Raw genomic sequence first — 12,588 nt, 5'->3', positions numbered from 1 at the left:
GGCTGAACTGCACCCGGACCAACAGGCCCTCGTTGTTGACCACGAACGACGGCGAGAGCTCGGTGATGCCGTTGCCGAGCCCGTACACAATCCAGGTTCCCTTGTACTTCTCGATCGGCAGCACCGAATGGCTGTGGTGGCCGTAGATCAGGCTGAACAAGCCGCTGTCCACGAGCGCATGGGCGACGTCGCGCTGCTGGGTGTTGGGCTCGGCTGAGTACTCCTCCCCGGCGTGCATGACCCCCAGCACAATGTCCGCGCCTAAAGCCCTGGCCTTGCGTGCTTTGGAAATCATGGCGCCGGGATCGAGCAGGTCGACCTGCCAGGGCTGCTCGGCGCGCAGCCCGTTGAGGCCGTATGCGGCATCAATGACGGCGATTCTGGCCGCGGCGGTCTGCAGGATCAGGATGCCCTGTGACTCTGCCTCGGTCCGGTACGAGCCCGTGTGCCGGAGTCCGGCGGCGTCGAGGGCGTCCAGGGTGCGGATGAGTCCCGCGGTGCCGCGGTCAACGGTGTGATTGCTGGCCGTCGTGCAGGCCTGATAGCCCACGCCGCGCACGGCGGTGATGATCTGCGGCGGAACGTTGAAGGAGGGATACCCGGAGAAGGGTCCGTCCGGGCCGGCCACCGGGGTCTCCAGGTGGCAGATCGCCACGTCGCTCTGCGCGATGTAGCGCCGCTGGCCCTCCAGCAGCGGCGCGAAGTCCAGCCCCGCGGCGCTGGCGGCGCGGGCGTCCTCGCGGGCCTGCTGCCAGAGCTGGGGATGGACCAGCATGTCCCCGGTGACCAGGACGGAGGTGCACCGGGCGGCCGCACAGCCTGGACCCTTCCCGGGCGTCGGCGTCGGTGTCGGTGTCGGTGTGGGCGTCGGGGTGCCCGACGGCGGCTGGGCAACGTCGGATGTTCCGCCGGTACCGCCGGCCGTGGGACCCGGGGGGTTATCCGGCCCGGCGAGGAGTCCGCAGGATGCCAGCAACGACGCGAGAACAACGGCCGTTGCTGCGGTCAGGATCCGGCCCCGCGGCCCCGCGGTCGTGTTCTCCATGCCGCTCATCCTATGGTGGGCGGCATCACAACACACGGAGGCGATCGTTGAGAAGCGGCTGCCTGCATGAAAGAGTCATTTCATGACCAATCCCCTCCTGAGCCCCAGCACTCTGCCCTATGGACTGCCGCCGTTTGCGGATATCGACGACGCGCACTACGCCGAGGCCGTCGAGGCCGGCCTGGCCGAGCACCTTGCCGAAATCCAGGCCATCGTGGACACCCCGGCGGCCCCGACCTTCGAAAACACGGCCCTCGCCATGGAACGCTCCGGCCGGCTCCTGGACCGGGCCGCCGCGTCCTTTTTCACGCTGGTGTCCGCGGACGCCTCGGACACCATCCGGGACCTCGAGACCCGCCTGTCCCCGCTCTTCGCCGCCCACCAGGACGCCGTCTACCTCAACCGCGGGCTTTACGAGCGCTTCGCGGCGCTGGACGCAGCAGTCCTGGACGCGGAATCCGCCCGGCTCGTGGAGGAATACCTCAAGGAGTTCCGGGCCTCCGGCATCCAGCTCGACGACGCCGGCCAGGAGCGCCTCAAGGAGGTCAACGCCGAGCTGTCCCGGCTCGGCACCGAGTTCGGCCAGCGCGTCAAGGAGGGCATGAAGTCCGCTGCCCTGCTGCTGGATGACGCCGCCGACCTCGCGGGCCTGCCCGCCGACGACGTCGCCAGCGCCGCCGAGGCCGCCCGGACCGCCGGGCACGAGGGAAAGTTCCTGCTGACCCTGATCCAGCCGAGCAACCAGCCTGCCATGGCCGCGCTGGCGAACCGGGAGATCCGCCGTCGCCTCTACGAGGCCTCCATCGGCCGCGGCAGCGACGGCGGCAGCTTCGATGTGCTCGACCTGGTCAAGGACATGGTCCGGCTCCGCGCCGAGAAGGCCAGCCTTCTCGGGTTCGCGAACTTCGCCGAACTCAGCGTGGACCGGCAGACGGCACCGGACTTCCAGGCCGTTCAGGCAATGATGAGCCGGCTGGCCCCGGCCGCCGTCCGCAATGCCGACGCAGAGGCCGAGGCGCTGGCCGAGGCCGCCGGCCACCCCCTCGAGGCCTGGGACTGGGCGTATTACTCGGCCAAGGTCAAGCGGGAGCGGTATGCCGTTGACGAACAGGCCCTGCGCCCGTACTTCGAGCTGGACCGGGTTTTGAATGATGGTGTGTTCTTCGCGGCGAACGCCCTGTACGGCGTCACCTTCCACGAACGCGCCGACCTCGCCGGCTACCACCCGGACGTGCGCGTCTGGGAGGTGAAGAATTCCGACGGCACGGACCTGGGCCTTTTCCTCGGCGATTACTACACGCGGGAGACGAAGCGCGGGGGCGCGTGGATGAATTCCCTCGTGGAGCAGTCAGGGCTCTTGAACACCCGACCCGTGGTGATCAACAACCTCAACATCTCCAAGCCGCCAGCCGGCGAGCCCACCCTACTGACGCTGGACGAGCTCCGCACCACCTTCCACGAGTTCGGCCACGCCCTGCACGGCCTGTTTTCCGCCGTCACCTATCCTCGGTTTTCCGGCACGAACGTACCGCGGGACTTTGTGGAATACCCTTCGCAGGTCAACGAAATGTGGATCATGTGGCCCGAGGTCCTGGCCAACTATGCCCGGCACCACGCCACCGGTGAGCCCCTGCCGCAGGAGACCGTGGACAAGCTCAACGCCGCCCAGCTCTGGGGCGAAGGCTTCGGCACCACGGAATACCTCGGCGCTGCCCTGCTGGACCTGGCGTGGCATGTCCTGGACGGCTCCGACATCCCGGATGACGCCGTCGAGTTTGAAGCGAAGGCGCTGGCCGCGGCCGGCGTGGCGCACAGCCTGATCCCGCCCCGCTACCGGACCGGCTACTTCCAGCACATCTTCGCGGGAGGCTGGTATGCCGCCGGCTACTACTCCTACATCTGGAGCGAGGTCCTGGACGCTGACACCGTGGAATGGTTCAAGCAAAACGGCGGCCTCAGCCGCGCCAACGGCAATTTCTTCCGCGCCGAATTGCTTTCCCGCGGCAACAGCCGGGACCCGCTGGAGTCCTTCCGCGCATTCCGCGGCCGGGACTCGGATCTCGCGCCGCTGCTGAAGCGCCGCGGCCTCGACTGATTCTTCACACAAAAAAGCGACGGCGGCCGGCCACCTAAGGAGGTGACCGGCCGCCGTCGTACTTAATACTTCGGCGACAATTGCGCCCGACTCTCTTGGCTTAATAAGAGAGACTGCAGAGGCTCCATGGACTAGGCGCCTTGGCGCCGAGCCTGTGGAGAAGCAGTCGAACGTTACCAGCCGCGCTCGGCGAGGCGGTGCGGCTGCGGGATTTCGTCGACGTTGATGCCGACCATGGCCTCGCCCAGGCCGCGGGAGGCCTTGGCGATCTCGTCCGGGTCGTCGTAGAASGTGGTGGCCTTCACGACGGCGGCGGCMCGCTGGGCCGGGTTGCCGGACTTGAAGATGCCGGAGCCGACAAACACGCCGTCGGCGCCGAGCTGCATCATCATCGCGGCGTCGGCCGGGGTGGCGATGCCGCCGGCGGTGAACAGCACCACCGGGAGCTTGCCGGTCGCGGCAACTTCCTTGACCAGTTCGTACGGGGCCTGCAGCTCCTTGGCCGCGACGTAGAGCTCGTCCTCGGCCATGCCGGCGAGCTTCTTGATCTCGGCRCGGATCTGGCGCATGTGCGTGGTGGCGTTGGAGACGTCCCCGGTGCCGGCCTCGCCCTTGGACCGGATCATCGCCGCGCCCTCGTTGATSCGGCGCAGSGCCTCGCCCAGGTTGGTCGCACCGCAGACGAACGGAACGGTGAAGTTCCACTTGTCGATGTGGTTGGTGTAGTCCGCCGGGGTCAGGACCTCGGACTCGTCRATGTAGTCCACGCCSARRGACTGCAGSACCTGCGCCTCGACGAAGTGCCCGATCCKGGCCTTGGCCATSACGGGCACSGACACGGCCGCRATGATCTTGTCGATCATGTCGGGATCGGACATGCGGGACACGCCGCCCTGGGCGCGGATATCGGCCGGAACGCGTTCCAGCGCCATCACGGCCACGGCACCGGCGTCTTCGGCGATGCGGGCCTGCTCGGCGTTGACGACGTCCATGATGACGCCGCCCTTGAGCATCTCAGCCATGCCGCGCTTGACGCGGCTGCTGCCCGTGACGTTCTTCGCGGACGCGCCGGCTTCGCTGCTTACATCAGGTGTAGACACAAAAACCCCTATGGGTAGATAGATGACCTCGCCGGGGCACGGACGGCACGTTCAAGCCGTGTCTCGCACACACCGGATTACCGGATCCATTGGCCGGTAAAGCTAATACTATCCCCCGGCCGGGGCGCGGCAGAATTCGGGTTACAGCAGTCGAATCTCGCGCGGGGACTGGGATTCGGCGCGGCCGCCGGGGTGCCGTGTGGCGCCGTCAGGCGGGACGTTCCGTGGCGGTACCTTCGGGTTCCGCCAGCGACTGGCGGTGCACTGTCACGATGCGCTGGATCACCGTCACCAGGCTCGCTGTCGCGAGCAGGCACAGCGTCACGAAGAGCACCACCGGGGTCAGGCCCAGTCCGGTGAGCCCCGTGACCACCAGCACGGACACGAGGCGCTCGGCGCGCTCGGCGATGCCCACGTTGGCGTGGAAGCCCAGGGCCTCGGCCTTGGCCCGCGCATAGGAGACCACCATGCCGAGCACCAGGCAGAGAATGGCGGCGACGGCGATGGCCGGGTTGGCGCCGCCTGTGAAGAACCAGACGGCGACGCCGGCGAACAGGGCGCCGTCGGCCACGCGGTCAAGGGTGGAGTCCAGGAAATTGCCCCACCGGCCGCCGCGCTGCTGCATCCGGGCCATGATGCCGTCAATGACGTCGGAGAAAATGAACGCCGTGATGAACACGGTCCCCCAGAAGAGCTGCCCGAGCGGGTAGAACACGAGAGCGCCGATCACGACGCCGAGCGTGCCGACCACGGTCACTGCGTCGGGAGAGACCCCGATCCTCAGCAGCCAGCGGGCAACCGGGGAAAACAGGGCGGTGAAGAAGCCCCGGGCGTGCCTGTTAAGCATCCTTCTCCCCGGCTGTGTGCTGCGGCGCGGGCATTTCCTGCGGCCATGCGTCGGCGACCTGCTGACGGACCTCACCGAGGGTCTGCGTGACCGCCTTGGTCTGGGCAATGATGGGGAAGAAATTTCCGTCACCGCCCCAGCGCGGCACCACGTGCTGGTGCAGGTGGCCGGCGATGCCCGCCCCGCCGGTGACGCCCTGGTTCATGCCCAGGTTGAAACCGGAAGGGTTGGCGACTTTGCGCAGCACCCGCATGGCCGTCTGGGTCAGTTCGGCAAATTCCGCCGTTTCCTCGACTGTGAGGTCCGTGTAGTCCGGGATGTGCCGGTATGGGCAGACCAGCAGGTGGCCCGGGTTGTACGGAAAGAGGTTCAGCACAACGTAGCTCGTCCTTCCCCGGTAGACGATCAGGGAGTCCTCATCGCCCCGCTCGGGCGCGGCGCAGAACGGGCAGTCGTCCGGGTTCTTGAACTGGTGCTGGCCGCCCTTGATGTACGCCATCCGGTGCGGGGTCCACAGGCGCTGGAAAGCGTCCGGGACCCCGGCCAGGCTGAAGTCGTCCGTCACGGCGTGGTCGCCCGGATACTCCGGCCCGGCCCCTGTGGTTTCCTGCACGCGCTGCCCTTCCGTCTTCCTAGCTGGTCCGGTTTCGGACAGCGTCGACGATCCGCTGCACGGCCTCGGACACGGGCACGCCGTTGTCCTGGCTGCCGTCGCGGAAGCGGAAGGACACGGCACCGGCCTCGGCGTCGTCCCCGCCGGCGATCAGCACGAACGGGATCTTGTCCTTGCTGGCCGTGCGGATCTTCTTCGGGAAACGGTCCGAGGAGATGTCCACCTCGGCGCGGATACCGGCCGCCTTGAGCTGGTCCACGACGTCGAACATGTAGTCGTTGAATGCCTCCGCCACCGGGATGCCCACCACCTGGACCGGTGCCAGCCAGGCGGGGAAGGCACCGGCGTAGTGCTCGGTGAGCACGCCCATGAAGCGCTCCACCGAGCCGAACAGGGCGCGGTGGATCATCACGGGCCGCTGCCGGGTGCCGTCGGCGGCCTGGAACTCGAGTTCGAACCTCTCGGGAAGGTTGAAGTCCAGCTGGATGGTGGACATCTGCCAGGTCCGGCCGAGCGCATCCTTGGCCTGGACGGAAATCTTGGGGCCGTAGAATGCGGCTCCGCCCGGATCCGGGATGAGCTCGAGCCCGGAGGCTTCGGCCACCTCGGCGAGGGTGCGGGTGGCTTCGTCCCATGTGGCGTCGTCGCCGACAAACTTGTCCTCGTTCTTGGTGGAAAGCTCGAGGTAGAAGTCGTCCAGGCCGTAGTCCTTGAGCAGGCCCAGGACGAAGTTCAGCGTGCTGGTGAGCTCATCCTTCATCTGCTCGCGGGTGCAGTAAATGTGGGCGTCGTCCTGGGTCATGCCCCGGACGCGGGTCAGGCCGTGCACCACGCCGGACTTCTCGTAGCGGTAGACCGAGCCGAACTCGAAGAGCCGCAGCGGCAGTTCGCGGTAGGAGCGGCCGCGGGACCGGAAGATCAAGTTGTGCATGGGGCAGTTCATCGGCTTGAGGTAGTAGTCCTGGCCGGGCTTGCGCACGGTGCCGTCCTCGTTCAGTTCCGCGTCGATGTGCATCGCCGGGAACATGCCCTCGCGGTACCAGTCCAGGTGGCCGGAGACCTCGTAGAGATGGCCCTTGGTGATGTGCGGGGTGTAGACGAAGTCGTAGCCGGCATCGACGTGGCGCTGGCGGGAGTAGTCCTCCATGGCCTTGCGGATAATGCCGCCCTTGGGGTGGAAGACCGGCAGACCGGAGCCGAGCTCGTCCGGGAAGGAGAACAGGTCCAGTTCCGCGCCGAGCTTGCGGTGGTCGCGGCGCTCGGCCTCGGCAATGCGCTCCTGGTAGGCCTTGAGCGCGTCCTTGGTGGGCCAGGCGGTGCCGTAGATGCGCTGCAGCTGCTGGTTGTTCTGGTTGCCCAGCCAGTAGGCGGCCGAGGAACGGGTCAGGGCAAAGGCGTTGGAGATCAGCTTGGTGTTCGGCAGGTGCGGGCCGCGGCACAGATCGCACCAGATGCTGTCGCCGCTCTTGCGGTCCACGTTGTCGTAAATGGTGATGTCGCCGGCGCCGACCTCGACGTTGACGCCCTCGCCGGCCTCGGCGGCATCATTCTTCCTGCCCAGCAGTTCGAGCTTGTAGGGCTCGTCCTTCATCGCTTCGCGGGCCTCGTCCTCGGACACCACGCGGCGAACGAACTTCTGGTTCTGGTTGATGATCTTCTGCATCATCTTTTCGAGCTGGCGGAGGTCTTCCGGGGTGAACGGTTCCGCGACGTCGAAGTCGAAGTAGAAGCCGTCCGTGATGTAGGGGCCGATGCCGAGCTTGGCGTCGGGGCGCAGCTGCTGCACGGCCTGGGCCATGACGTGGGCCGTGGAGTGGCGCAGGACGTTGAGCCCGTCCGGGGAATCAATGGTGACGGCCTCGACATTGGCGTCCTCGGGAAGGGGCTGGTCCAGGTCCTTCAACTCGCCGTTAACGCGGGCCACAACGACGTCGCGGCGCTCAAAGAAGAGTTCCGCGCCGGTGGTCCCGGTAGTCACCTTGGTCTCTTCGCCGTCGACGAGAAGGGTGATCTGCTGGGCATCTGACACGGGTGTCTCCTATTCAAAGTTAAGGCTTCGTAGCTTGTGGCGTACGGGGACCACAGCCAGCCTCGTCCATGCTATCGGTTTCTCCAGAGGCCAACCAACGCGCCACGAGCGAGCCGCACCGCCGGCCGGTCAGCCGCCCAGCCCGGTGATGGCGAGGTTCCTGCTGATCCCGTCCAGGGGGCCGGACAGGTAAGGCTCCTGCCGGCCGGCGGCGCCGGGAGCCGATGCCGGGAACGGGAGGGTCTCCGGGCGGCTGAGGTCCCAGGCCATGGAGGCGCTGATGCTGATCCCCCGCGGCCCGGTCCGGCGGGTGGTGCCGCGGATCAGGAGCAGGCGGGTGCCGAACAGCAAGGGTCCGGACTGCTCCTGCGCCTCGTGGAAGAACACCGAATCCACGCAGCCCGTGCCGTCGTCGACGCTGATGAACACCACCCGCCGGCCGCCCCTCATGGGCGGGGTCTGGGTGGCCACCCGGACCCCGGCAACCAGCACTTCCGTGCCGTTGCGCAGTCCCAGCAGCTTGTCCGCGGTGGTGACGCCCAGCCGGTCCAGCAGCGGGCGGTGGCTGGTCATGAGGTGCTCGCTGACGTCCACGGCCATCAGGTCCAGTTCCGCCCGGACGTTATCCACCATGCTGGGTGCGGGCAGTGCCGCCTTGAGGTTCGTCAGCTCCACGTCCCCCAGCGGCAACGCCAGCTGGCCCTCAATGACTTCCACGCCCTTCCTGAGGGGGCGGGCCTGGAGTTTCTGCAGGTGCTGGACCAGGTCCGCCCGGTTGGCGTCTCCCCCGGACGCCCGGTGCAGCGAATCGAAGGCGCCCAGCTGGGCCAGGCGCTGGATGCTGGGCCGGCTGAGCCGCGACCTGGCCCGCAGGTCCGCCAGGGAGTCGTAGGGCTGGCCGGCCACAATCCGTTTCAGCTCGGCGCCGGAGAGCCCGAAGATGCCGTTCAGGCTCAGCCGGATGCCCAGCCTGCCTCGGTCCGGCCCGGATTCCACCCGCTCCACCCGGTACTCGGCCTGGCTCCGGTTGATGTCGAGGGGAAGGATGGGGATCCCCAGCCGGCGGGCCTCGGCCACGAGCAGGCGTTTGGGGTACATTCCGGGGTCGTGTTCCCAGAGCCCGGCGAGGAACGCCTCCGGGTGGTGTGCCTTCAGCCAGGCAGACTGGTAGGTGGGCACGGCGAAGGCGGCTCCGTGGGCCTTGCAGAACCCGAAGCTGCCAAAGGCCTTGAGCGTGCCCCAGACCTTGTCCACCACCTCGGGACTGTAGTTCCGGGCACGCGCCTCCTTCCGGAAGAACTCCTCCACCCTGGCTTCAAGCACGTCATTGCCGAGGGCACGGCGGAATTCGTCGGCCCGCGCCAGCCCGCACCCGGTCATGACGTCGAAGGTCTTGAGGATTTGTTCGTGGAAGACCGTGACCCCGTGGGTCTCTTTCAGGACAGGCTTGAGGTCGGGATGCGGGTAGACCTCGGGAGCGAAGCCGTGCCGGTGCTCCAGGAAGGGCCGGACCATGTCGGATTTCATCGGACCCGGGCGGAACAGCGAGATATCAATGATGAGATCGTTGAATTCCCGGGGGGCCAACTTGCCTATCAGTTCGCGCTGGCCCGGGGATTCGATCTGGAAGCAGCCCAGGGTGTTGGTGCTCCTGATCAGCTCATAGGTGGGCTCGTCATCGAGCGGGACCGCGTTGAGGTCKATGTGCCCGTCCCCTGAGATGTAATCCGGGCCCGTCCCGTCCGGGCCGGGCGGATGCGCGCCGGCGGCCACCACCTCGGCCTTGGAGGGATGCAGACGGATCACTTCCCGGACGGCGAAGGCCATAGCGCTCTGCATCCGGACGCCAAGGACGTCGAGTTTCAGCATGCCCATGGGGTCCATGTCGTGCTTGTCGAACTGGCTCATGGGCAGGCCCAGGCCGCTGGGCTGAACGGGAGTGCGGTCCAGCAGGGTGGCGTCGCCGAGGATGACGCCGCAGGGGTGCATGGAGATATGGCGGGGCAGCCGGTCCAGCCGCTCCGTGAGGTCCACCAGCAGGTCCAGCTGCTGGTTCTCGGAGAAGCCGCGCTGCTCCACCCGGTCCGCGAATTCCTTCAGCTCGGGTTTCTCCACGAGGGCTTCGCGGAAGTGCCGGGCCGAGAACCGCCACAGCTGCTTGGCGATTTCCCCGACCTCGCCGTCGTCCATGCCCAGGGCCAGGCCGGCGTCGCGCACGGCACCGCGAGCGCGGTAACCGTTCTGCATGCTCATCAGCGTGACGCGTTCGGCGCCGAAGCGCTCAAAGATCTTCCGGTAAACGTTGTGCCGTTCGGCGCTTTCGACGTCGATGTCGATGTCCGGCAGGGTGGCACGGTCGCGGGAGAGGAAGCGTTCAAAGATGAGGTCGTGCTGGAGCGGGTTCACCTGGCTGATGTCGATCAGGTAGTTCACCAGGCTGGAGGCGCCCGAACCGCGCGCGGCCGCCCGGACGCCCAGGGCCAGGATCATCCGGGAGACCTCTGCGACGGTCAGGAAGTACGAGGCGAAGCCCAGCGAGTCGATGATCCGGAGCTCGTGCTCCAGCCTGGTCCGCAGCTGCTGTTCCCGCTGCCCGGAAATGCCCGGGAAGCGGCGGCCGATGCCGGCCTCACACCGCAGGGTCAGTTCGGCGAGCGCGTCGCCGTCGATCCCGATCACGGATGCCTCCGGGACCACGGGCTGTTTCCAGCCCATATCAGCTTCCGGATCAATGCGGCAGCGGTCCGCGAGCGCCTCGGTCTGGGCCAGGAGCCGCTTGAGGTCCGCTGTGCCGTAGCCGGCGGCGTGGATGATCTCCTTGCCCAGCTGCAGCATCCGGGCCGCCGATTTGAGCCAGCCCTGCCCGTTGGGCTGCAGCAGCGGGGCGGCGGAGAGCTCGGGGAGGGATTTCAGCGTCCGGGCCGAGTCCAGCACATCGGCGGTGGCCGCGCCGTCCTCAGCCACGTACCTCACGGCGTTGCTCAGCACGGCGGGCACCCCGTGTTCTGCGGCGAGTTTGAGCATGCGCACCGCGTGGGCGGTGCTCAGCGGTTCCCCGGGCGGGCTGAGCTGGGACACAACCTCTGCCGCCAGCGTTCCGGGGGGCATGGCGTCCAGCCAGCGTTTGAACAGGGTGCGGGGCCGCAGGTAGCGCCGGCCGCCCATGGCCCGGCCGACGTCGGAGTCCGGGCCGATCAGCACTGTCAGGACCGGCTTCAGGGTGTCCGGGTGCAGGGTGCGGGAAGCCAGTTCCGCCCGGGTGACGGCCACCGGCACTATTCCCTGCGCCTTGCCCGTAGTGCGGGCGTGGGCGTCGGAGATCAGCCGGCACAGCGCCCGGTAGCCGGCACCGTTGTTGTGTCCGTGCGCCAGCACGACGACGCGTCCCCCGAGCTGGGTGCGGTGGTCGCCGTCGTCGTCAAAGACCGCAAGGTCCACCCCGACGATTGCATCCAGCCCGGCTGCCATGCACGCCTTCAGGTGCTTGACGGTTCCATACAGGCCGTCTCGGTCCGTGCAGGCCAGCGCGGTGGCGCCGTCAGCGGCGGCCGCGGCGGCAAGTTCATCCGGCCAGGAGACGCCATAGTGGGCGCTGAACGCGGTGGAGACGTGCAGGTGGGTAAAGCTCATGCTGATTCGGGCTTCCGGAGGGGCTGGAGGGCGTCGTGGATCTTCAGGAGCCGCCACCGGCCGCTGCCGACATGCCGGGTCAGGTCAAGGGTGAGGGTGGAATCCGCGGCGTGATCCCCGGCCGCACGCACCTGTACCCGCCAGATCTCATGATCCACCAGGCCCGGCCCGCTTCCGAGTGGCGCCCGGCGTTCCTCGGCCCACCACTGGCGGCGTTCGTACCAGCGGACGGGGTCAGCGCAGACCGTGTAGCGCCGGCCGGCCCAGTCGAGGCGCAGGGGCTGGCCGGAGGGCGTGCAGATGACATCCACGGACTCGCTGAAAATACCCACGTTGCCTCCCGACCCAGTCCGGGCTGGAGCCGGCCCAGTCCCCGCTTCGACTTCCTACGTCCATTCCGCTTCCGACGCCTTCTGTTTCAGCGCCCTCTGTTTCAGCGCCTTCTGTTTCACGCCCTTTATTTATTCGAACATATCTTCGAATAAATACAGTCTACGTCGCGGAGCCGACAAAACCCAGATCGGGGGTGGACGGACGATTGCACAGGTAGCAGGATTGAGCCATGAGCTCCCATATCGCACTCCTGAAGCACGTAAAGATCGCCGCCAAGAATTCAACCTTGGTGGCGACCTTCGATATAGACGGAAATATCCCGGGGCAAGGCGCCTACGTGGTGGGCCTGCTGGCAGCCGGGCCGGACTACTCCCATCAGCGCAGACTGGGCATTGAGTTCATGAACGGCGAGGCCGTGTCCTTCTACTACTTCAACCATGACGGCACGGAAGAGAACTTCGACCTCAAAGGCGTGGAACACTCAGGAAACACCATCACGGGAAACTTCCCCATCGCGACTGTGCTTGGCCTGCCCAAGGGCCATCTCATGACGGCCTTCAGCGATTGTGACGGCCGGGACTACCAGGCCAACGTGCCTGTCGAAGAAGCCCTCTAGGCACCTTCTAGGAGCTGGACTTGTACACTTCCAGCTCGAGCGTGATGAAGGCATCGATCATCGCCCGGTAGGTCTTCTCGACAAGCTCGACGTCGATGTCCTTCTTTTCCGCTGTGGCGCGGACGTGTTCGATGACCCGCTCCACACGCCCGGGCGCACGGACCTCGGCGCTGTCCGCCTTGAGGGTCCCGGCGATCCGGATCAGCCGTTCCCGGCGCCCGATCAAGGACACGATCTGCTCGTCCACCTCGTCAACAGCCACCCGCACGGCGGCGAGCTG

The 12,588-nt window shown here is 67.1% G+C and carries 10 protein-coding genes; 2 read left to right on the top strand and 8 right to left on the bottom strand.

All coding sequences use genetic code 11. The features are described 5' to 3' along the window. Window positions 1-1,045 (bottom strand): CapA family protein (locus tag AC1D1W_RS17440; RefSeq protein WP_476944348.1); only part of this gene is annotated, 1,045 nt, incomplete at its 3' end. 82 nt (window positions 1,046-1,127) lie between these two features. On the opposite strand from AC1D1W_RS17440, the gene AC1D1W_RS17435 reads away from it, so the two are divergent. Further along, a complete protein-coding gene (locus tag AC1D1W_RS17435) occupies window positions 1,128-3,140 on the top strand; it encodes a M3 family metallopeptidase (protein WP_476944347.1) in 2,013 nt (670 codons plus the stop codon). 173 nt (window positions 3,141-3,313) lie between these two features. Here AC1D1W_RS17435 and pdxS read toward each other — a convergent pair whose 3' ends face one another. The 6 genes from pdxS to AC1D1W_RS17405 form a co-directional block, all read right to left on the bottom strand. Further along, entirely contained in the window at window positions 3,314-4,240 is a 927-nt protein-coding gene (pdxS, locus tag AC1D1W_RS17430) for a pyridoxal 5'-phosphate synthase lyase subunit PdxS (protein WP_476944346.1), read from the bottom strand. A gap of 208 nt (window positions 4,241-4,448) precedes the next feature. Further along, window positions 4,449-5,087: a phosphatidylinositol phosphate synthase gene (gene pgsA, locus AC1D1W_RS17425; RefSeq protein WP_243177342.1), complete on the bottom strand. Its 639-nt coding sequence runs from the start codon at window positions 5,085-5,087 to the stop codon at window positions 4,449-4,451. Further along, a complete protein-coding gene (locus tag AC1D1W_RS17420; RefSeq protein WP_243177341.1) occupies window positions 5,080-5,700 on the bottom strand; it encodes an HIT family protein in 621 nt (206 codons plus the stop codon). Before AC1D1W_RS17420 ends, pgsA begins: the two co-directional genes overlap by 8 nt. A gap of 19 nt (window positions 5,701-5,719) precedes the next feature. Beyond that, entirely contained in the window at window positions 5,720-7,729 is a 2,010-nt protein-coding gene (gene thrS, locus AC1D1W_RS17415) for a threonine--tRNA ligase (protein ID WP_028277550.1), read from the bottom strand. A 129-nt stretch (window positions 7,730-7,858) separates the two neighbouring features. Then, entirely contained in the window at window positions 7,859-11,359 is a 3,501-nt protein-coding gene (locus tag AC1D1W_RS17410; RefSeq protein ID WP_476944345.1) for a DNA polymerase III subunit alpha, read from the bottom strand. Then, window positions 11,356-11,691: a DUF6504 family protein gene (locus AC1D1W_RS17405; RefSeq protein ID WP_028277549.1), complete on the bottom strand. Its 336-nt coding sequence runs from the start codon at window positions 11,689-11,691 to the stop codon at window positions 11,356-11,358. The genes AC1D1W_RS17410 and AC1D1W_RS17405 overlap by 4 nt, the downstream gene beginning before the upstream one ends. A gap of 230 nt (window positions 11,692-11,921) precedes the next feature. On the opposite strand from AC1D1W_RS17405, the gene AC1D1W_RS17400 reads away from it, so the two are divergent. Then, entirely contained in the window at window positions 11,922-12,308 is a 387-nt protein-coding gene (locus AC1D1W_RS17400) for a hypothetical protein (RefSeq protein ID WP_018773194.1), read from the top strand. Window positions 12,309-12,315: 7 nt separating this feature from the next. Here the strand turns inward: AC1D1W_RS17400 and AC1D1W_RS17395 are convergent. Then, the coding region (locus tag AC1D1W_RS17395) for a chorismate mutase (protein ID WP_476944344.1) at window positions 12,316-12,588 on the bottom strand (273 nt) is incomplete at its 5' end.

It is taken from the genome of Arthrobacter sp. P1_B4 (assembly GCF_056406555.1).
The sequence above is the reverse complement of the archived record's forward strand: the minus strand, read 5'-3'. Positions and strand labels throughout refer to the sequence as shown.

Bases quoted from the DNA above. Each gene is read 5' to 3' on its own strand.
- pgsA (WP_243177342.1), bottom strand. From the start codon at position 5,087: ATGCTTAACAGGCACGCCCGGGGCTTCTTCACCGCCCTGTTTTCCCCG.
- AC1D1W_RS17400 (WP_018773194.1), top strand. From the start codon at position 11,922: ATGAGCTCCCATATCGCACTCCTGAAGCACGTAAAGATCGCCGCCAAG.
- AC1D1W_RS17435 (WP_476944347.1), top strand. From the start codon at position 1,128: ATGACCAATCCCCTCCTGAGCCCCAGCACTCTGCCCTATGGACTGCCG.